Origin of the sequence: Pauljensenia sp. UMB9872 (assembly GCF_030212665.1) — a bacterium.
Lineage (GTDB): Bacteria > Actinomycetota > Actinomycetes > Actinomycetales > Actinomycetaceae > Pauljensenia > Pauljensenia turicensis_B.
Window position 1 is genome coordinate 1 of record NZ_JASOER010000020.1, and the last position, 21,128, is coordinate 21,128.

At 54.2% G+C, this 21,128-nt stretch carries 18 protein-coding genes; 7 read left to right on the top strand and 11 right to left on the bottom strand.

What is annotated here, in order from left to right:
- Nucleotides 1-147 precede the first annotated feature (147 nt).
- The 4 genes from QP109_RS07970 to QP109_RS07985 all read right to left on the bottom strand — a co-directional run bounded on the left by QP109_RS07970 (nucleotide 148) and on the right by QP109_RS07985 (nucleotide 4,920).
- Complete coding sequence (locus QP109_RS07970; protein WP_285024254.1) at nucleotides 148-633, bottom strand: helix-turn-helix domain-containing protein; 486 nt, start codon at nucleotides 631-633, stop codon at nucleotides 148-150.
- Between the two features lie 91 nt (nucleotides 634-724).
- Nucleotides 725-1,651 (bottom strand): DMT family transporter, encoded by a 927-nt coding sequence (locus QP109_RS07975; protein WP_285024255.1) that lies wholly within the window; start codon nucleotides 1,649-1,651, stop codon nucleotides 725-727.
- A gap of 14 nt (nucleotides 1,652-1,665) precedes the next feature.
- Nucleotides 1,666-3,495 (bottom strand): NTP transferase domain-containing protein, encoded by a 1,830-nt coding sequence (locus QP109_RS07980; protein ID WP_502929290.1) that lies wholly within the window; start codon nucleotides 3,493-3,495, stop codon nucleotides 1,666-1,668.
- Between the two features lie 132 nt (nucleotides 3,496-3,627).
- Complete coding sequence (locus QP109_RS07985) at nucleotides 3,628-4,920, bottom strand: nucleotide sugar dehydrogenase (RefSeq protein WP_285024256.1); 1,293 nt, start codon at nucleotides 4,918-4,920, stop codon at nucleotides 3,628-3,630.
- A 122-nt stretch (nucleotides 4,921-5,042) separates the two neighbouring features.
- On the opposite strand from QP109_RS07985, the gene QP109_RS07990 reads away from it, so the two are divergent.
- Nucleotides 5,043-6,191 carry a glycosyltransferase family protein gene (locus tag QP109_RS07990; RefSeq protein WP_285024257.1) on the top strand — a complete coding sequence of 383 codons (1,149 nt, stop codon included), beginning with the start codon at nucleotides 5,043-5,045 and terminating at the stop codon, nucleotides 6,189-6,191.
- Between the two features lie 3 nt (nucleotides 6,192-6,194).
- On the opposite strand, the gene QP109_RS07995 is transcribed toward QP109_RS07990, so the two are convergent.
- A complete protein-coding gene (locus QP109_RS07995; protein WP_285024258.1) occupies nucleotides 6,195-7,418 on the bottom strand; it encodes a glycosyltransferase in 1,224 nt (407 codons plus the stop codon).
- 65 nt (nucleotides 7,419-7,483) lie between these two features.
- Here QP109_RS07995 and QP109_RS08000 point away from each other — a divergent pair, with 65 nt between their 5' ends.
- Together QP109_RS08000 and QP109_RS08005 are read left to right on the top strand one after the other, a co-directional pair.
- Entirely contained in the window at nucleotides 7,484-8,839 is a 1,356-nt protein-coding gene (locus QP109_RS08000) for a lipopolysaccharide biosynthesis protein (RefSeq protein WP_285024260.1), read from the top strand.
- Nucleotides 8,836-9,990, top strand: coding sequence for a glycosyltransferase (locus QP109_RS08005; RefSeq protein ID WP_285024261.1), 1,155 nt, complete (start codon nucleotides 8,836-8,838; stop codon nucleotides 9,988-9,990). Before QP109_RS08000 ends, QP109_RS08005 begins: the two co-directional genes overlap by 4 nt.
- 82 nt (nucleotides 9,991-10,072) lie before the next feature.
- On the opposite strand, the gene QP109_RS08010 is transcribed toward QP109_RS08005, so the two are convergent.
- The 4 genes from QP109_RS08010 to QP109_RS08025 form a co-directional block, all read right to left on the bottom strand.
- Nucleotides 10,073-12,277: a cell wall-binding repeat-containing protein gene (locus tag QP109_RS08010; RefSeq protein WP_285024262.1), complete on the bottom strand. Its 2,205-nt coding sequence runs from the start codon at nucleotides 12,275-12,277 to the stop codon at nucleotides 10,073-10,075.
- Nucleotides 12,278-12,378: 101 nt separating this feature from the next.
- Nucleotides 12,379-13,362, bottom strand: a complete 984-nt coding sequence (locus tag QP109_RS08015) for a Gfo/Idh/MocA family protein (protein WP_285024263.1) — start codon at nucleotides 13,360-13,362, stop codon at nucleotides 12,379-12,381.
- Nucleotides 13,363-13,369: 7 nt separating this feature from the next.
- Complete coding sequence (locus QP109_RS08020) at nucleotides 13,370-14,470, bottom strand: DegT/DnrJ/EryC1/StrS family aminotransferase (protein WP_285024264.1); 1,101 nt, start codon at nucleotides 14,468-14,470, stop codon at nucleotides 13,370-13,372.
- The gene (locus QP109_RS08025) at nucleotides 14,470-15,084 is read right to left on the bottom strand and encodes an acyltransferase (RefSeq protein WP_285024265.1); all 615 of its coding nucleotides are present in this window, start codon (nucleotides 15,082-15,084) and stop codon (nucleotides 14,470-14,472) included. Before QP109_RS08025 ends, QP109_RS08020 begins: the two co-directional genes overlap by 1 nt.
- 105 nt (nucleotides 15,085-15,189) lie before the next feature.
- Here QP109_RS08025 and QP109_RS08030 point away from each other — a divergent pair, with 105 nt between their 5' ends.
- The 4 genes from QP109_RS08030 (at nucleotide 15,190) to QP109_RS08045 (ending at nucleotide 19,239) form a co-directional block, all read left to right on the top strand.
- The gene (locus QP109_RS08030; RefSeq protein ID WP_285024266.1) at nucleotides 15,190-15,870 is read left to right on the top strand and encodes a glycosyltransferase family 2 protein; all 681 of its coding nucleotides are present in this window, start codon (nucleotides 15,190-15,192) and stop codon (nucleotides 15,868-15,870) included.
- Entirely contained in the window at nucleotides 15,867-16,304 is a 438-nt protein-coding gene (locus QP109_RS08035; protein WP_285024267.1) for a DUF2304 domain-containing protein, read from the top strand. The genes QP109_RS08030 and QP109_RS08035 overlap by 4 nt, the downstream gene beginning before the upstream one ends.
- A gap of 62 nt (nucleotides 16,305-16,366) precedes the next feature.
- Nucleotides 16,367-17,683 (top strand): LCP family protein, encoded by a 1,317-nt coding sequence (locus QP109_RS08040; protein WP_285024268.1) that lies wholly within the window; start codon nucleotides 16,367-16,369, stop codon nucleotides 17,681-17,683.
- A complete protein-coding gene (locus tag QP109_RS08045; protein WP_285024269.1) occupies nucleotides 17,680-19,239 on the top strand; it encodes an LCP family glycopolymer transferase in 1,560 nt (519 codons plus the stop codon). The genes QP109_RS08040 and QP109_RS08045 overlap by 4 nt, the downstream gene beginning before the upstream one ends.
- Before the next feature lie 83 nt (nucleotides 19,240-19,322).
- Here QP109_RS08045 and galE read toward each other — a convergent pair whose 3' ends face one another.
- Both galE and purE read right to left on the bottom strand, forming a co-directional pair.
- On the bottom strand, nucleotides 19,323-20,324 hold the full coding sequence (galE, locus tag QP109_RS08050; protein WP_285024270.1) for a UDP-glucose 4-epimerase GalE: 1,002 nt from the start codon (nucleotides 20,322-20,324) through the stop codon (nucleotides 19,323-19,325).
- A 170-nt stretch (nucleotides 20,325-20,494) separates the two neighbouring features.
- Nucleotides 20,495-21,061, bottom strand: coding sequence for a 5-(carboxyamino)imidazole ribonucleotide mutase (purE, locus tag QP109_RS08055; protein ID WP_101627545.1), 567 nt, complete (start codon nucleotides 21,059-21,061; stop codon nucleotides 20,495-20,497).
- Nucleotides 21,062-21,128 lie beyond the last annotated feature (67 nt).

Below are 21,128 nucleotides of genomic sequence, written 5' to 3' on the forward strand. Positions count from 1 at the left end.
CAAGCCATCAACCAACTAACTGTGGCATACCCCAACCGATTCGCTCAGTATTTATAAACCAAGCCCCCACACACAAACAATCGGACACTCTCAGTAAATCCGCAAGACGATACTGGGACTTGAGACTTGCAACCACTCGGGTACGAGTTATTGCTCTTTGCACATCAAGTCCCTTAATGCTTTTAGGTAAGCATTCTCCGCCTGTAAATACTCCACCTGACGGCGTAACTGCTCAGTCTCAGACAAAGGCTTACTCGGTTTAGACCCAGACTTAGCAGGCCTGCCTTTAGGTTTAGGACGTAACCCGTCCTCACCTTGCTGCTCATAAATCCGAGCCCATTTCCTCACTAAATCTGGCCTGGATAGTCCAAGATCTTTAGCAATACTCCCACGAGATTCACCAGCAAGGAAACGCAACACTGCATCACGCTTGACTTCAAAAGGATAAACACTAGTGTTTGGTTTTCTCACAAGTACAACACTGCCACGAATCTGCCAGCGATCATACAAATTCCTGGCCGGCTTTTTAGCAACACCAACCTGCCTAGCCGCACTCTTGTAACCAAAACCCTGCTCAAACAAACCCACCAGCACCGCACGCTGCTCATAAGTCAACGTAGATCTCGGATGCATACAAATCCCCCGGAAGAAAAACTGAATAAATCAGTCCAACTTCCGGGGGACAGTTCACAGACAGGGAGGCCACGTCTATTTGACCAGGATTCTATTTGAACTGCGAACACAGTTCCTTCCAGTTCGGCGTAGCAGCCAGAACCGTGCCCACCAAGATAACCACGCAGCACACGATCTGTAGGACGCTGGGAACGGTTCCCTGCAAAAGGAATGCGAAGATCACCGCCCACGCAGAGTAAGAGATGTTCAGTGCCATTCCTCGTGAGGCGCCGACTGTGTCGATTGCCTTGTAGTAGAAGAGATACGAAGCCGTTCCGGCGATTGCGGCAATCGCGATCACGCCAGTTCCCGCCGTCGGGATTGCACGGAGAGTAAACCCGACGACCCCCGCGATCGGGGCAACAACAATGACATACACGAGCGCCGATGTTGTTTCACGAATATGGAGGGCAGTCTCATTGTCGACGGCATCGTCACGCATTCCCCACGCGAGAATGACAGCTTCGGAGCCCCAACCAAAAACACAGGCAAGAGCGGCAATGACGCCAAGGACAGGGTTGCCCTCGGTAACCGTCTGCGTGGACGAATAGCCGATCATCACGATGGCTCCAAGAGCACAGAGCAAAGCAATAATCTGCTTGGGGCTCATACGTTCTTTCAGGAATACGAACGCCAAAACGGTACCCACGGCCGGATAGAAGGTGGAAATGATGGCCGTAAAGCCCGGCCCGATGTGGTTGATCGCAATCAGGTACCCGGTCATACCGAACGGACCACCCAGCAATGCGCCGAGCATGACGGCTCGACCCGATTGAGTCTTCACCGCAACTAAGGAGTCATGCAGACGACCTCTCAGGCCCATATAAACAAGCAGAACCAGGGCGGCTGTCACATCGTGCAGTAGCGCTGATGAAAGCGATGATTCTGACGCATCGAGGAACGGAACAAAGACCAATGCGAGAGCCAAGATTGACGTGTCCAAGCCCCAAAGAGCACCCGAAAAAATACCCCACTTCATTGCGTGTCTCCTCTTCAGTTATCCAGCTCGGCGTTCTCGTACGCAGCAAGTAATTCGTTGAGTTTTCCGGTTGCGTGCGAGTAGTAGATGTACAGCCATTCACCGACGTTGTCGCCCTCTGCTTCCTTTACGAGCGACCAGATGTACCAACACCACCCAGCAAAGACAACGTATGACCAGAAGTGACGGTGTTCGGTTGGGGTGGGTGTTCGACCGAAATAGTATTCGAGGGCTTGGGTAGCAAGCTCATCGGTGAGATCGGTCGTGCAGACGACCATTGTTCCGAAGTCAGCTGCGATATCGGACATCCCCGCATATTCCCAATCGATCAGGTCAAGATGCCCGTTTTTAGAAACAAGGAAGTTCAGGTTGAAGAAATCGTTGTGACTGGGACCCAGGGGGAAGTTGTCCGCATCGGCGTGTGTCTTCAGCCGAAGAACCTTGGTGCGAAGCTCCTCATATCCAGGAACGTCGATGGGACCAAACTGTTTCAGAATCTCTTCGTATCGCAGACCTTCAGTGACGAAATCAAAGTTGCGAGTGAGAGTCTTCCCACTGTCATGTAGGCGTCGGGACATCTGCATCGCGCGACAAAGCTCGTCGGGATTCGTCACGTCAAGGTTGCGACAATCGGGGATAAAGCGAGAGATCTTCCATCCTTGAATCGGGTTGGAAGCAAGGAATGTCGAGTCTAGTTCCAGTTCACTCGCCAGATTCAGTGCTTCGCTTTCAGCTTGGCGGTCCACGATCTTGTCAGTTCCTAAACCCGGATGGCGATAGACATACTCTTTGTCTCCCACGGCAAAGTGGCATGACAGATTAGTAATTCCCTGCTTGAGGGGGTAGACATCTTGGATGTCATTCACGTCGCAGTTCAATGTTGCCGTGATGTTGTCAAAAATCTCGGAGTCAACATTCTCCATGAAGAACGGGTCAAAAGAGCGGAGTTCATCAAGAGAATCAAATTCGTTAATCAGGCCAGCAGGGTATTTGCGAATGACCATCGAGAACTGCTTGATGTTGTCGACGTAGATCTGTTCCCAGAGCTTCGGGGTGGTTTCTGGAAGGTGATAAACGTGCTCAAGGATCTCCACAAACGTGGCTGAGAATTCACGGTCGAAGTAGACGTGGCCCAGCATAATCCACGCGTCATGTCCGCCAATGTCAACGCCGGTAATACGACCGCCGCCACCGGTCGTCAGACACCACTCATCGGTCTCGCCTTCAACATACTGGGCGGAGTAGTAGGCGTGGTAAACGTGGGATTCGAAAGGATTCTCGGTGAAGTAATCGTCGGACGAGCAGACGTAGGTATTGGCCAGTTTGTCGCGTACCAACCACAGCGAACCATTGTTGTTTCGCGTGGCGTATTCGGAGTTCACAACGATTTTCACGCCGTACTTTTCGACGAGATAGAAGAAGTATTCTTTCCTGTAACCGACAACGACGGTGATGTCTGTAATTCCGGCTTCGTGGAGCTGCTCGATCTGGCGTTCGATCAGAACCTCTCCGCGAACACGCAGGGTCCCCTTCGGTCGTTCGTAGGAGATGGGGGCGAAACGTGATGAGAGACCTGCTGCCATAATGACTGCGTTATCGACAGCATATGGCGCGAGAGCTTCCAGGCCAGCGTCAGTGATCTGACGGGCCGCAAGATATCCTCTCGCTTCAAGTTCACGAACAGCCGAGTTCACACGTCCTAATGACATACCCGTCATTGCTTGGATTTCACGCTGAGTGAGCGTTCCTTCGTGACAGCTCACTGCGTAAAGAACATCGAATTGTGCGTGTGACAGTGGTGCAGACATCAGCCATCCGTTCAAGAATTGTTTTCCGAGACTCATGTTCAAACACGAGTCTTATGCAAACAATTATGAACACGTGACGTGGTGATGTCACGCATTTTTGTGCGTTTCACATATTCTCAGCCAATGTCAACGAAGCGGATACGTGCACTCCATCGGCTTTCTGGCACGTTATTCACCAATAACAACGCGTGGCACTCCCGCCCACCACTCGGGTGAGGTCACGCGACGCCCATCGAGTAGCAGACGAATTCCTGGGCAATCCGCTGGGGTTAGCGTGCGGTACAGCGCGTGATCTGCCTGCACAATGGCACAGTCGCACGCATCAGTCCCAAGATGATACGGCTTCCACCCGAAGCCTCGTAACTCATCGTCTGAGTACATCGGATCATGGACGGCGACGTTTGCCCCTCGAGCGCGCAGAGCATCGACCGTGGCGAACACGCCGGAAAAGGCCGTCTCTTTCACTCCTCCGCGGTACGAGGCGCCGAGAACCGCAACTCGTAGCCCCGCTAGCGAACCCAGCACAGACTCCGCGCGGGACACCACGTATTCCGGCATCGTCGCGTTGTAGGAACGCGCAGTGCGCACGATTGATGCATCCGGGTCGGTCGACAGGTAGAGGCGCGGGTAGACGGGAATACAGTGTCCTCCCACTGCGATACCCGGACGGTGGATATGCGAGTAGGGCTGGGAATTGCACGCGTCGATCACTCGCTCAATATCAATCCCCACTTTGTCCGCATAGACTGCAAACTGGTTAGCCAGGCCAATGTTGACATCGCGGTAGGTGGTTTCAGCGAGTTTCGCCATCTCTGCAGCCTCGGCGCTTCCCATATCCCAGACCCCGTTGGGGTAAGGCAGGTCAGCGCGCTCATCAAAGTCGAGAACCGCTTCATAGAAAGCGATGCCCGCTGCTGTTCCCGCGTCGTTCAGCCCACCAACCAGCTTCGGGTATTTACGCAGGTCAGCAAAGACTCGGCCGGTCAGCACACGTTCGGGTGAGAAGACAAGATGGAAGTCTTTCTCTTCCTTCAATCCCGAAATCGACTCGATCATCGGCTTCCACCGGTTGCGGGTTGTACCCACAGGTAGCGTGGTCTCGTAGGAGATAAGAGTGTTCTCAGTGAGATGGGTGGCCAGCGAGCGCGTCGCATCGTCCATCCAGCCGAAATTCGGCTCCCACGTCTTGTCATTAACGAAAAGCGGAACAACAAGGACAACAGCGTCAGCGCCGGGAATCGCTTCTTCATACGACGAAGTCGCACGCAAACCCCCTGAAGCAACAACATCACGCAAGTATTCATCAAGGTGCGCTTCACCTGGGAAAGGCTCGACACCCTTATTCACCAGGTCAACGGTGGTTTCATTCACGTCGACGCCGATGACGTCATGCCCTTTCATTGCATACTGCACGGCCAGTGGCAGTCCAATTTTTCCGAGGGCAACAACAGCGATACGCATGGGTACTCCTTCAGGGCTCTGTTCGCCATCAAGTATGCGCTGAAGAAGGGGTGACTATCCTGATTCACGCGCGGAGCGCCGGTATCCGTGGGCGCACGCGCCAGATAGATAGAATGAATGCCATGTCGCGTCCCCAGATTCTGGTCCTCTCTTTTTCTCCGCTTATGCGCGATGCCCGCGTACTGCGTCAGCTCAGCGTCGTTGCTGAGTTTGGTGACGTCACGACCTGCGGATACGGTCCTGCGACGCCCTATTCCACGCATCATGTTGAAATCCCAGCAGGCGCAGCCTCGTTACCCCAAACTCCACTGGGAGTTGTGCGCTTGGCACTTCACTGCCACCGCGCATCGGACTTGGCAGCCCCCGGTACACGCGCAGTCATTGACAACTTACGGGCACGTCACTTTGACGCAGTGATCGCCAACGATGCGCGCGCTCTTCCGCTTGCGTACGAGGCCGCCCAGTCTGCACCGATCTGGGCTGACCTGCACGAGTGGGCGCCGGGAGAGCGCACCCACGTTGCAGCGTGGAGGATTCTTGTTGCGCCGTGGATCGATTCGGTCTGTGAGCGTTATCTTCCCAGGATCGCGCATGCGACGACGGTTGGCACCGAAATTGCGAAGCTCTACGAGCACCGTTATGGTGTTCGCCCGCAGCTCATGCGTAATGCCGCTCCTTTCGCAGACCTCACGGCATCGGCTACTCCTACAAACAGGCCACTACGCATCGTCCATTCGGGTGCGGCAGTACCCGGGCGTAGCCTCGAAACAACGATTGACGCAACCCTGGCTACGGACGGTGATTTCAGCCTTGATCTGTACTTGGTGCCCGGTGGCGATAAGGGCGCTTATCTCAAAGAATTGAAGGCGCGAGCATCCGGTTCGGACCTCGTTCGTTTCCACGATCCTGTCGCTCCCGCGCACCTGCCGGCTACCTTGAACGCCTACGACATTGGCGCATTCTGGATGCCACCGGTGACAACAAACGCGCGCCTCACGCTACCCAATAAGTTCTTCGATTTTGTGCAGGCGCGTCTTGCTCTGTCAATTGGGCCGAGCATTGAAATGACCGCTTTACTCGAAGAACACGAGCTGGGCGTCATCTCCTCCGGGTACGAGGTTCCTCAAATCGTTGATTCCCTGCGCCAGCTGACACCAGAAGTGGTTGACCAATTCAAACAGGCTTCGCACACCGCCGCACCCGAGCTCTGCTTTGAGAAGGAAGCAGAAGTTGCGCGCGCAATTATGTGCGACATGCTTGGCGTTGTGTAGGGGCTAAGCATTCGCCACGCCGAGCACCGTATCGGCGACTCGCACAGACGACACTGCGACAGAGCGATTGTCCACAACCCACCGATGTAAACGCGCACGATCACAGCGCGGATCACTGTCATCAAGGGTTGCCAACTCAACCATCGCATCACACACCGCATCAACATCTACATCAACTGCGCACCCCAGGTTTGCTTCCGCCACGTCGAGTGCAGCCTGCCCGGGACCAGCAAAAATAACAGGAGTTCCCGCTGAAAGGGACGACAAAATCTTCGTCGGATATGCGTAGTCGTAGGCGCCGGGCTTCATCGAGGCAAGCGACGCAGTGGCGAGCGCGTACCAGCGTTGGGCTTCCTCGGCGCTGACAGTTGGGTGGAATTCAATTCCAGCAATCCCGCGAGCGCGATCGCGCAACTTCGCCCACGCACTCCCCTGCCCCAAATAAACAAGGCGCGCCTCCGGAAGCTTCTCCTTCACCTTTTCGAACGCGTCGATAAAGATCTCCGGAGCGAGCCACTGGGCGACTGTGCCCGCGTAGAGGAAGACGGGGCCTGAGGTTTGGGGGAATCCTTCGGGGACGAGGCCACGATCCTCACTCAATTCGCCGTCGCTTGTTTCATCGCGGGTCGTGTCAATGCCATTGGGGACGACGACCGCTTCCCGACCTGAAATGGCCTGGACTCGATCCGCGACGCCTTGGGATACGGCGATGACTGCCGTTGCTCGCTTCATAGCGGTTCGTTCCATCCACGTCACCGCGTCAACGACACGTCCAGTGGTTCCTTGGGCGCGTGCTGCGTCCGACACGATATCCGCTGCAAAGTAAATGTGAGGAATACGCCGTATACCGCATGCCATAGCGGTAACAAGACCGGTGGTTGGTGGCGGTTCGTTGACCACTGCATCTGGGCGTTTCGCCGTGAGCAGGCGGAAAAAGAGCGGAAGGTCGAAAGACATGTAGGGAAGGTATCCGCGTACTGCTCCCGTTGCGTCGCGAAGAACCGGCCAGCGCCTGACGTCGATATCGTTCATCCACGATGGGAGCGGGAGGCTCCGCAGTGATTTTTCGGGCTTTGAGGTGAAAACACGAACCTTAGCCCCGCGCGCATGCAGGGCACGAGCGAGAGCACTCAAGCGAAGTGCCGCGGCCGCTGGATCAGGCGTAAAAGTACGAGTCGCAATAACGACACAAGCCTGTGATCGCGATGGTGAGCGTCGTCGTTTCACCCTTTAAGTGTGCAGCACTCTCCCCTGATACTCCAAGCAGGCACCGTAATGGCACAATTGCACGTATGGGTCCGTCTATCCTGCGTCGAATGCGAGCTGAGCATCCTCAGCTGGCACATATTTCGACGCTTCTGACGGGAACCGTCATTGCACAGCTGATTGTCCTTGTGACAACCCCCATCATCGGGCGTCTCTATACTCCCGAAGATATTGGATCGTTTGCTGCATTCCTTGCTGTTCCTCAGATTGTCGCAGGCGTGAGTGCTGGCAGATACGACATGGCAATCGTGCTTCCCGCCCGTGACAACGAGGCGCGACGCCTTGTCCGCGTTTCGCTCACGCTGACATCCATCGTTGCAGCGCTGACGTCCGTACTCTGTTGGATCTTTGCCCGCCCCATTTCCCGCGCTTTAAACCACGAGGAATTGGCAGGGATTCTTGGCTGGTCAGGCATTGTTGTCATGTGCCTTTCCGTCACGTCAGTGATGAATTACTGGCTCACTCGGCTCGAACGATTCTCAGCCATTTCATCAAATAGGGTGCTCAATTCTGCCGGTATTGAGTTGAGCCGCATCGGAGCCCCGTTTGCTGGCTTATCTCCCCTAACGGGTCAGATTTTCAGCCAGTTCTTCGGGCAGATCCTCTCTACTTCTGCTCTGCTGTATCGTGGCCGATCGAGCCTCGTCGCGCCCGAGACTGGCGGACGCACCACGAAGCAACTCCTGCGCCGCTACCGGCGAATGCCATTACTTAACGCTCCCAATGTGTTGGTTGATGCTGTGCGAGTCAACGGAATCGTCCTGCTGATTGGCGTGTGGTATTCAGCTGATCCGCAGGGGCAGTTTGCCAAAGCGTGGCTCCTCATGCAGGCGCCCGTAGCTCTGATTACCAGCGCAGTTTCTCAAGTGACCTATCGTTCCCTCGCTGTTGCACCCCGCGGAACACTGCTGGCCACAGTCCTCAGGTCGATCCGTTTATCCTTCTTTGCCTCCATCGGCCCCTTCGTTCTGCTTGCCTTGATCGCTCCTTCGTTGTTCCCCTGGTATTTGGGGGTCGGTTGGGAACAGTCTGGGCTGATTGCTCAAGCCCTCGTCCCCTGGCTTCTGCTCAATGTCGTGACATCGCCGATTTCAACGGTTTTCGTTGTCACAGACAGGCAAGGTCTGATGCTCGCTTTCGCGTGCATGTATGCGGCGATTCCCCTTGGAATCATCCATATCATGGGTGGTGCAGGCTTTTCGATCGTCACCACCCTCTGGGTTGTCTCCAACGTCCAGGCACTGTTACTTGCCGGCCTCATCGCGCTCACGGTTCGCGTTGCTAGAGTCTGGGATAAGTCTGATAATCCGGAGTCTCTCCCCGTTACGCCAAGCACTAGTGGCGTGGCGCCCATGACCGTCGAACAGGCAGATACCGAATGAAAGTCACGCTTGCCAAAGGTACCCTGTCGATTCCTCCCACGTATTTTGCCACCTCCCATGCACTCGCAATGTCGGATATCGACTGGACCATCGTGACTCGTACGGCGTACATCGATGATCCATCGATGAGCATTCCTGTTCTCCAGGTGGTTCCTGATCGTCTTGCTCCTACAGTTCAACACGTTGCGAAATGGGCGTATGGGCACGCCATGACACGCATGATTGTTGCCAGCCACCCCGACATCATTCATCAACAGCAGGCAACGTGGTCTCTTCCAGCGGCTCGAGCATCACGCGAGCTCGGTGTTCCACTGGTGACAACCTTGCACGGCGGGGATGCCTATCATCATTCCAACCTTGGAATCCATCTTCCCTCTATACCTAGAAGAGCTGGGGCATATTGGAATGACCTCAATATTGAGGCTGCTTTCCATCAATCTACACAGTTGCTCGCCGTCTCTCAGTTCCTTGCTGACAAAGCTGTTCAATCTGGAGCAGATGCCCGCAAACTGACTGTTCATTACCAAGGTGTCGATACCAACTGGTGGACTCCCGCCACTTCTTCCATCGCCGGCGAACGATCTCCGTTTGCCACCGATGATCCAGTCCTGCTTTTCGTCGGAGCGCTGAGCGAGCTCAAAGGGGTGCCCGCCCTGCTTTCCGCTCATGATTCCCTGAGTAGTTCGTACCCCCATCACCTTGTCCTGATCGGAGATGGGCCGCTGCGTTCTCAAGTCGACGAGGCCGCGACCACCGACCCATCAATTCACGTGCTCGGGCGCGCAACAAAGGAAGAGGTCCGCACGTGGATGCGTTGCGCGACCGGCCTCGTACTCCCAACCCGGACAACGAACGGTAGAGCCGAAGCCGCCGGACTTGTCCTTCTTGAAGCGCAAGCGTGCGGGGCCCCCGTTATCGCGAATCGGGTCGGCGGAACTCCTGAAATGGTCGCGCCATCGTGGAGTGACCATCTCTCCTGGGAGCATGATGTGCAATCCCTTGCATCCCAGATGACAGCCCTGTTGAGCATGAACGAGTCTGAGCGCGAAGAACGCGCTCAGCGTGCGTCACGCTGGGTCAAAGAGAATCGCAGTATCACACGCGCAACCAAGCAACTACGGGATATCTACAGTCAACTCACACACTCGTGAGCCTTGTGAGCGAGCGACTTACCGAAAAAACACCGTGGGCGTGTGAGGAGTATTCCTCACACGCCCACTTTGCTGTTTCTGGTCATCTAGCTGCGCACATCCGGGCTTTCATGAGAACTTCGTCTGAAACGGCACCGGTTCCACCGAGAGCGACAACCTTCTTGGGTTTAACGTCCTTCAAGTAGTCGCAGACACTGGAGGGCAATGAAGCGGTTTCGGTCAACAGACGAGGACCATCGGTGAGGGTGCCTGATGCAACACCATCCATGAAAACATCGCCACGGACAAGATAGACAATTGAAGGCTTTGTCGGATACGAGTGACGCGCTGAAGCAACCGACGTGGAGTAGCGATCTGTCCCTCCGAGCGAGGTGGCGCCAGCAGCTAGGGACACCGAGCCCAGCTGATACTTCTTTCCACCCAGCTTTGATGCCAAAGAAGCAGACGCACTATCCAAGCCAACTCCCGGCTTCGCCAAGAGAATCGGCCCGTCTTCGGCGTTCGCAGCAACCAGAGCGTCAGCTGAACCAACCCCGTTCACACCCAAGCCATCTGCAACGTAAACCGCTGCGGATCTCGTGGGAAACACGTATGAAGCAACACGACGAGCAGTATCAAAACGATCAGCTCCGCCCAAGCGCACTCGAGAAACACCCGGGAGCGAGTTCCAGAGCGAATCTGGCAAGACTCCAGTTCCACCAACCATGACGATCTTTGAAACACCAAGGCGCCGGATTTCGTTGACTGTTTCAGGCTTCACTCCCCCGCGCGAAGCGAAGAGAATTGGTCCGTCTTTAACAACGCCGGCAGCCATAGCATCAACCGGCGACAGACGGTTCACCAGATAGGCTGTCGTCGCTCCCGAGGGGAAACGCGCTTGCGAAATGGCAACTGCGGTGGAATCACGGTCTGCGCCCGAAAGACGCCCGCCTTCAGCGGAAACAGCTCTGGGCCTCTCCTGAACATTGCCTGCTCCGTCAATCCACGCGTTGTTGCCTTTAACGAGGCTGGCAACAACCTTACGCAGACGCGGAAGCTTGTCATAGAACGCTTGACCTGGGCACTCTGTTCCCCCAACGTCACGGTGGCCCGACAATGCTGGAATCCAACGACCACCGGCTGGCTGACCCTGAACCCAGATGCCCTTGTAGGGATCCTCGATACCGATTCGTTTAAACAGCCACGCAGCAACCTTTGCCACGGAATTCTGAGCTGCATATGGCGGTTCTTCGTAGACGAAATTTCCGACAACAGAAATGCCCAGCGTGTTCGTGTTCGCGCCGTAGGCATGACCGCCTTCGTAGAAGCCAGTCAAAGATCCTTCGCGGCCTTCGTATACGGTGCCATAGCGATCAACGAGGAAGTGGTAGCCCACATCACCCCAATCATTCACGTTAGCGTGAAAATTCCAAATCCCCTTCACCACCGCCGCGGCGTCTGCCTTGGAGTAGTCGTTTGCCGAGGCAGTGTGATGGATAACAACACCCTGAGGCTTAATCGCTTCAAGAGTCCAACCTGACGACCGCGGCAGACCGTATTCTCCACGGGACAAAATATTCAGTCCCTGCATTCCAGTGTTGTACGAAGCACCTCGTAAAACAGTATTCACTGCACGCGCGTCTGATTGCTCCTTAAAGTCAACCTTCTTCAACGAAGAATCAGAGCCAAGTTCATTTTCCTGGGTTTCGGTGTACACCACGGCCATATGAACGTTCCCCAGGGCCTGGACATCAGTATCAGTGCCAGGCGCCGCTTTCACGACAGCTTCAATTTTCGAGGCATCCTCAAGATAAATGGGATTCGTGCTCTGCGTCATTGTCTCAGCAACAGCATCCTCAAGTTCGACGTCTGTCCAGTCAGACCACATACCATCGGCTTCGCTTCGGTATGCGATCGTGACTGCGCCTCCTTTAACACCGTCTTCGAACACAACACCGGCAATAACAACACCTGAAGGAAGATCAGACGCGACGTGCAGAACAGATTCTTCGTTCTCTTCGGGAACTACCTCGGAAGCACTGTAAAGAGAGCGCTGTTCAACCTCAACAAGGAACGGATCTTCACTTTCGCCAGTTCCGTATTCACTTGGAGCGACTTTTTCTTCCATGGGAGCTTCAGCAATGTCTTCCATGCCGTCAATATCAGCAATGGAAACCGTGGCAGGAGCAACATCCATGTCAGAGGGAAGAACTAAGTCAGTAGTAGTCGAAGGCGTCGATGACTGAAGGGCAAAGGCAACAGTGAACGCGCCCACACTCAGAAGCGACACAATAGACAATCGGCGCACAATTACTCCAAAACACGGTGACAGATGTTGCTAGTGTGACACATGTTGTTAATGGAAACAATGTGAATTCATCGGTGTCACACCATTGAGCCCCCTATTTGTTACAGGGTCACCGCGCATCCTTCACGAGCAGACTCCAGTATCGCTTCCGTGACTCGCAAGGTTTCTAAAGCTTCACGCATCGAAACATGATTCGCCCCAATACCGTTGATCGCATCGCGGAAGTTCTCCAGTTCAACAACAAGAGGTTCACGCTTATCAATCGCATAGCGAGTCACTGTTCCCTCACTGACCCCCCTAAAAGCTGCCACTTGATCCCACTGAACACGCGTCGAGCCGTTTTCATAGAACGTCAGGTCCGCCATCGCAGTATCGGCGACCAATGCTCCCTTCTCTCCAACGACAATCGTCGTGCGATCTTTATAGGGAGAAAGCCAGTTGATCTGGTGGTTGACCAAGATGCCATTATCCAAACAGCCCGAAGCAACCAGCATATCTTCATCTTCGCGCCCCGAACGATACGCCGTTTGGGCAAAGACTGTCCGATAGCTGCTCCCCGTCACCCACTGTGCAAGATCAATGTCGTGCGTTGCCAGATCCTTCACTACCCCGACGTCGGAAATACGCGCCGGGAAAGGTGATTGCCTCCTGGTTGAAATCTGAAAGATTCTTCCAAGCTGACCGTCAGCAATGCGCTGGCGCATTTGCATAAGCGCAGGGTTACAGCGCTCAACATAGCCAACAGCACCGATAACACCAGCATTATCGAATGCTTCAACGATCTTCTTGCCCGCTTCGTATGACGCGGCAAGTGGCTTTTCAACCAATGTGTGAACACCAGCGTCAGCAAGGCTCAGTGCCGCTTGCTCGTGGAACACCGTCGGTACAGCAACGATCGCCGCATCGATACCTTGGGAAATCATGTCATCAACGCCGGGCAGAACTTTCATGCCATTGGCGACACCAAAGCGATCTCCTGCCGGATCAACAAGGGCAACCAGTTCAACTCCATCGGTTTGTCGAGCAATACGAACGTGATGGCGCCCCATTGAGCCAATGCCTAGGATGCCCAAACGAATAGTCATCGAAACCTCACACCCCAGCGCGAGCAAGCGTGTTGACAGCTTCAACGATGCGTTCACGTTGCTGGTCGGTCAAGGATGGATATACGGGCAACGACAATACCTCGCGTGCACCGCGAAGCGTATTGTCGAGTTCGGTCGATGGCGCATAGGGTTTCAATGACTCAAGCCTATGATTCGGAATCGGGTAATACACTCCGCTTCCCACTCCCCATTCCTCAGCCAATGCCTTCATGAAACGATCTCGATCAGTATCAATCAGACGAATCGTGTACTGGTGATATACGTGAGTCGCTCCCTTGGCGACACGAGGAACAATTACTCCTTCTAAATGAGTGTCAAAGAATGTGGCATGAGCTTGACGTTGCTTGGTCCACTGTCCGACTTTCGTCAATTGCACCCGCCCGATTGCCGCATGAATGTCAGTCATGCGGTTGTTCAAGCCAATCAGCTCATTCGCATACCGTTGTTCCATACCTTGGTTACGCAAAAGACGAACGTTTCGTGCAATCGTCTGATCCGTTGTCGTCACCATGCCACCCTCACCGGATGTCATGTTCTTCGTCGGATAGAAACTGAAAGCTCCAAATGCTCCAAATGTTCCAACGAATTGACCATGAAGCTGGGCCCCGTGCGCTTGGGCTGCGTCTTCAAAGAGCATAAGCGAATATTTGTCCGCAAGCGCTTTCAGCTCATTCATCGGCGCCGGATGACCATAGAGATGAACCGGCATAATAGCTTTCGTTCGCTCGGTGATTGCATTTTCAACCGAAGCGGGACTCAGACAGAACGTGTCAAGATCAATGTCAGCAAAAACAGGCGTTGCCCCGGCGAGTGCAACTGCATTACCCGTTGCTGCGAAAGTAAACGACGGAACAATAACCTCGTCGCCGACGCCGATCCCCGATGCAAGAAGGCCCAGATGAAGCGCAGAAGTTCCTGAATTAACGGCAACGGCGCTGGCGCCACCAGCAAGCTGAGCTGAAAACTCGTTTTCAAATGCGGCGACTTCTTTACCCTGGGCAATCATTCCCGAACGTAAAACTCGGCAGACAGCGTCTACTTCCTCTTCACCGATCAGGGGATGAGCGGCAGGAATCATTTCAGGCATCAGTCATCGTCTTTCGTCAGGACAGTATCGCCAACGACAGTGTAGGTTTCACCTGTTTTGGGACAACGCAAACGCGACGGTTGCCCCTCAATTTCTTTCAGTGGAACGCCAGCCGTTCCTACCCAGCCAATCTGTCGGGCAGGAACACCAGCGACAAGGGCATAGTCTGGAACATCTCGTGTAACAACAGCGCCTGCTGCAACCATCGCCCAACGACCAATTGAGACGGGAGCAACCACAACAGCTCGCGCGCCCACCGAAGCTCCATCACCAATTGTGACGCCAACAGGTTGCCAATCATCAGCAGATTTGATGGAGCCATCTATGTTCACTGCTCGTGGAAAATGATCGTTTGTCAGGACGACTGCTGGCCCAATAAAAACTCCGTCACCCAATAGGGCAGGTTCGTACACCAAGGCATAGTTCTGAACTTTGCAGTTAGCTCCCAGCCTGACGCCTTCGCCGATATACACGCCACGACCGATGATGCAGTTCTCGCCCAAAATCGCGGCCTCGCGAATCTGAGCGCAATGCCAAACCGCGCACGAAGACGGAACAGAGGCGCTCTTGCTCACATCCGCGCTTGCTTGAATACTCACCGGTCGTCCTTTCATAGGCAACGCTCCTACTGTACCGGCGACGTTTCTTTCCCATCAATGCTCTTCATCCCCATACATTCACGTCGCCACACTGCATATAAGAGTGCGAGAATAGCGATCATGAGGATTGATGACGATACGTGGATCATCATCCCTACGTACAACGAGGGACAGATGATCGGCACCGTTATCGATGCTTTGATGCCTTATTTTTCTCGGATTCTCTGTGTAGACGACGGGTCAAACGACAACTCTGCCAAGATCGCCCGCTCACATGGAGCCACTGTCATTACCCACCCGATCAACCTTGGTCAGGGCGCAGCTCTGCAAACAGGAATCGAATGGGTGAAGACTCACACATCGGCGCGTTGGATTGTCACTTTTGATGCTGACGGTCAACACGATCCGAAAGATGCTCGTTCAATGGTGGAATACGGGAAAGAGAATCAGCTGGGATTCGTGCTTGGATCTCGTTTCTTAGAAAGACACGGCAAGTCCGTCCCGCTACGACGTCGCCTTGCTCTCAAAACAGTGGCATTCATTTCCGGTTTACTCGGGGGACTTCGTCTGTCAGATGCACACAACGGGCTTCGAGCTCTAAGCCGTGATGCTTTTAGCCAGGTGCAACTGAATCACAACCGAATGGCACACGCCTCAGAGATTAATTCTCAGTTGGCACGCACTCACTTGCCTTATGCTGAGTACCCGGTCCACATCACGTATTCGGACTATTCACAAGCTAAGGGACAATCCCTTTTAAACGGCGTCAATATTCTTGTTGATCTTATGTGGGAGCGATGATGACAGAGTATTTCCTTATCCGCGCCCTACTGATCATCGGTCTTGCCCTTGTCACGTGGCTACTGGTTCGCCCAGTTCAAAGCCAATCGCATCTCGCCGTGCAACGACTACTGATCCTCGTCATCGTTATCTTTGCCATCATCACACTCTTGTATCCGCCACTTCTAAACCAGATTGCGCGGGTTGTCGGTGTAGAACGGGGCATTAACCTTTTGGTCTACGCCCTCATTATCTGCGTACTCGCCCAGATGAGCGCGTCGTATCGCAATTCCATGGCGCTGGAAAAACGAATCACTCTCCTTGCCCGCCAAATCGCGCTTCGCACCGCCCCGCCTTCGCACGAATCCCCTCTGACGACGCATACTCACGCCAACGACGAGCCTGGGAATCCCTCACGTGAGGCAAGTAGCACTCTGCACAACACAGGCGATTAAAAACGCCACTTTTGGGTGCCCAACCGCCAAAAACGCTTCTATTCACGCTACGATCAACACCGATGAGTAAAAAAACGTTGAAGAATCGGGCAAACCTGGTTCAGCACGCTGCGCGGAACCCCTTCCGTTTTGGTGTTCTACGAACCGTGCTCGCATCTCTTTTGACCGTGACGCTATTCGTTGGCTCCACCGCGGCTTTCGTCTATCGGAGCTTTGCCAATCAGGTGAAGAACGCGTCACTGGATATTTCCGCGCTTGAGGCACCTCAATCCACCAAACCAGAACCAATGAAGCTCATCGATGCTTACGTGGGGCAACCGATCAATATTCTTGTCTCCGGTGTCGACTCACGCTATAACCAAAGCTCTGACTACGGTGACGCCGAAGAACTGACGACGATTCAGTCCGACACGACGATGATCGCCCATATTTCCGCCGATCGTTCGGAAGTCACATTTGTCTCCATTCCCCGTGATCTTTTGACCGATATCCCTTCGTGTATGCGTTCAGATGGTTCGATCACATCGTCGTACTACGGAATGTTTAACTCGGCATTTGCAATGGGAGCAGGTACAAACGATCTGGCAGGTGGCGTTGCCTGCACCAAAGCAACAGTCGAAGAACTGACCGGTTTAACGATTGATGGATTCATTGTTGTTGACTTCACCGGCTTTAAAGGGTTGATCAATGCTGTCGGTGGAGTGTGGCTAGATATTCCTGAAGAAATGTACGATCCCGCATCCGGTCTCGATCTTGAGGCAGGGTGCCAGTACCTCGATGCGAATAGCGCGCTAGCGTACGCGCGCGCTCGTAAAAATGTCGGCGACGGTTCAGATATTTCTCGTATTGGACGCCAGCAACAGCTGATCGCGGCAGCGCTTCGTGAACTTTTCTCCCGAAACTTTATTACCGATTTTCCCGCCCTGATTTCTTTCGTTCAGGCAGCAATTGCTTCTCTTACAGTGTCACCGAATTTCGGCGACATTAACGCTGATGCCGGTCTGTTTGCTTCCATGCTGAAATTGCAGGCATCGAACATTCGCTTCACAACGATGCCGTGGGCTGAAGCCCCCGAGGATCCCAACCGAGTGATTGAGATTGAACACCTTTCGCGACCGCTGTGGCAGGCATTAGCGGCTGACACTCAACTACCGGGAGGTACAGAGTACACAGACGGGACCGGGGCTCAAATGACGATCCCATATGAAGACGACACTGCTGATTCCACTCAATCAGTTGCTCATGCTTCTTCCTCCTCTTCCGGCGGAGTCATTGAAGAACAAGATGTATCCGACACGACTGCCGTGTCAGATACTGCATCATCTGCTTCCACCGACACCGCTCAATCTGTCCCTGCAACCTGTCCCCCGAACCGATGAGCACCGAACTTCCCTCTTTCGTCCCTTCGTCTGGTCGCAAGCGTCCTACACGCGCGGATGTAAAGAAGGTGAATGGCGAGACACGCCACCCTGATTCTCCGGGCATTCCTCGCCTCTCTGTCGAACAGCGAGCTATTTCGTCCTCAGCATCGGGATCAGATTCGAAGGATCAGGTTCTTCAGCGCCCCGTTATTCGGCTCCGTGAACGCCCTCGTGTCAGCGGTATTGCGGCAGACGATGCCGAACCACAGGCGTGGCGAATCGGATCAGAATCAGCAGATGAACAGATGCCGAAGCGCTCTTTGCTCCCAACAACCGCTGACCAACCTGCTGAAAATCTTCCCCCATCTTTTGCTCCCGGACGCAAACATCGCGTGGGACGAAACTCAGCTTCAAGCGAGCATCGGCAAACAGCGAATCCCCCTGCTTATACTCCGGATCGCACGATGTCGAAGCGTGGCGAGATCACTCATGCTCCACGTACTCAGGAATCTCGCCAACGTGGCATGTCGACAACCACGTCTTCTGTTCAACGCTTTCAACCGCGGGGCCAATCAACGAACGCCCTCTCTTCGAAAGCGTCGCTTCGTCACCCTGTAGTACCAAAGAAGCGTTCTGCTCATTGGGGGCGCAAACTCGTCTCCCTTGTGGTCGCCCTTCTTGTTCTGATCGTTGCGTGGGGAGCTTTTTTGGTGTGGGATGCTAATTCTCACCTTGGTCGAACAAACGCTTTGACAAGCGGAGCGAATACGCCCGGCACAACCTATCTTTTAGCGGGATCTGACTCCCGCGCAGACGGCGCAGTTCAGGATGGTTTCGACGAGAATGATCGCTCGGACACCATTATGTTGATTCACGTCGCTCAGAATGGTCAAGCAACAGCCCTCTCCATCCCGCGCGACAGCTACGTGGAGATCCCCGGTTATGGCTGGGACAAGATCAATGCTTCTTTCGCATATGGTGGAGCAAATCTGCTGACACAGACAGTTGAAAATCTGACCGGATTGCACGTTGATCACTATGTTCAGGTCGGCATGGGTGGTGTTGCGAATATTGTCGACGCCGTTGGCGGAATCAATGTATGTTTCGACGGTGATGTCAGCGATGATCCTTCTGGGCTTGTCTGGCAAGCTGGATGTAGCGACGTTGATGGGATGACAGCCCTAGCCTTCTCACGTATGCGCTACTCGGATCCGAAGGGCGATATTGGTCGTGCCGAGCGACAGCGTCAGGTGATTTCAAAAGTTATTGACAAGTCCGCAAGCATCGGAACATTTGTTAACCCCGCACGTACTTTGCGCCTTGAACGAGCTGGCTCTGAGTCTTTCACTGTTGATGAGGATTCGTCCGTTGTCGATGTTGCGAAGCTTGTTTTGGCGTTCCGCTCTGCATCGAATAACGGATTGATCGGCGCGCCCCCAATCGACGAGGTTAACTATCAGACTGATATGGGCACCTCTGCTGTCCTTCTTGAAGGAACAACAGCCCCTGATTTCTTTGAGAAGCTACGTTCAGGCACACTCTCCACCGAAGATTTCAATATCTTCAACGGTTAATTCTCAGTTTCAAGCTAAAGGTCATGCAACGGTGTGGGGGATGGTCGTTACGACCATCCCCCACACCGCAAGTAATCGAAGACTTACTTCACGTACTGTGTCACGTCGATACGGCGAGGTCCGGCCTGCCAACCGGAGAAACTTGACTCCAAAATATCGTGAAGCGTATGGCGTGCTACCCACCCGAGTTCTTCGCTGATCCGTGTTGCGTCCCCAACAAGGACGGGGGGGTCACCCGCACGCCGCTCTTCCTCAACGACTTCGAAATCCCAACCGGCAATGCGTCGCAGTCCGTCAATAATTTCGCGGACAGAGGTGCCTCTCCCGGTTCCAACGTTGAAGACGTTATGTTTGAGCGGACGAGAATCAGCAAGAGCATCGAGGGCAACAATATGAGCTTCTGCAAGATCTCGGACATGGATATAGTCGCGGACGCATGTACCGTCCGGAGTGTCATAATCCGATCCGAAAACCCTGGCGGGCTCATCGCGTTCAACACGATCGAGAACCATCGGAACCACGTTCAATATTGCCAGATCTGCTAGATCATTCCAGCCAGCACCGGCAACGTTAAAGTAGCGCAACCCGATCCATTTGAGGCCCCATGCGACCTCACAGTCATGCATCATCCACTCGCCGATGAGCTTTGTTTCACCATAGGGGTTAATCGGATGGCATTCGGTATCTTCGCTGATGATATGAACGTCCGGCATTCCGTAAACAGAGGCTGACGATGAGAAGATGATCTGATCAATACCAGCGTCGTTCATGGCGCGAAGGACATTCGCGAGGCCACCAATGTTCTGCTGGTAGTACCACATGGGGCGTCGAACCGACTCCCCTACCTGCTTTCGTGCTGCACAATGAACAACGGCAGTGACGTCTTCATCCAGCATGACGTTCGCAAGATCTGTGCTTGCGCTATCGGTAGCGATATCAAGAGTAATGAGTTTTGCGCCTTCTACCCTTGATGCAATGCCCGTTGAAAGATCATCGACAACGATGACTTTTTCGCCTCGTTCCAATAGGAGTCTAACTACGTGGGATCCGATATATCCAGCGCCGCCAGTGACAAGTTTGCTCATGCTTTAATCCTAGTCGTCGCATAGCCGCCTCAATGGAGTTCGTCGGTTTCTTCCACCTTTTGTCCACCTATTGACGAGGTCCCGCTAGGTCGTACTTCCGCCACAAACACAGTGCGAGCCACGATGCCCGCGGGAATTGTCCGGAGCCACGTTTGTCTTGGCGTTTATGCTTAAGTCAACGAAGCTTTCACTCTGTCAGCTAGGGCGCTCCCCTTTGCCGTTGCAACGTCACGCAGAGCAACTTGGAATTGACGCATCTGGGCGCGCAGTTCCTCGGCCTGGGCTCCTTCACCTGCTCCAAGGATTCGTGCTGCCAGAAGGCCAGCATTGCGCGCACCGGCAATCGAAACCGTAGCAACGGGAACGCCTGCCGGCATCTGAACGATCGAGTGCAGGGAATCGACACCATCAAGGTGTTTGAGAGGAACGGGAACACCGATGACTGGAAGTTCTGTAAGGGCTGCGAGCATACCCGGCAGGTGCGCCGCACCGCCTGCGCCGGCGATAATGACGCGCAAACCCCGAGCAGAAGCGCTTCGCCCGTACACAACCATGTCTTCGGGCATGCGGTGTGCAGAGACCACACCGACCTCGCAGGCGATACCGAATTCTGCAAGCGCAGCAACAGCGGGTTCCATGGTGGGCCAGTCGGAATCGGATCCCATAACGATACCGACTGCAGGGTTGTCTCCGGTCTTTGTCAGAGTGATTTCGAGCTGGTGTGTTTCGGTGGTCATCGATGGCTCCTTCACTAAAACGGTCAATGAGGCATGTATGCGGGCACGATTACGGATCGGGGTGTGA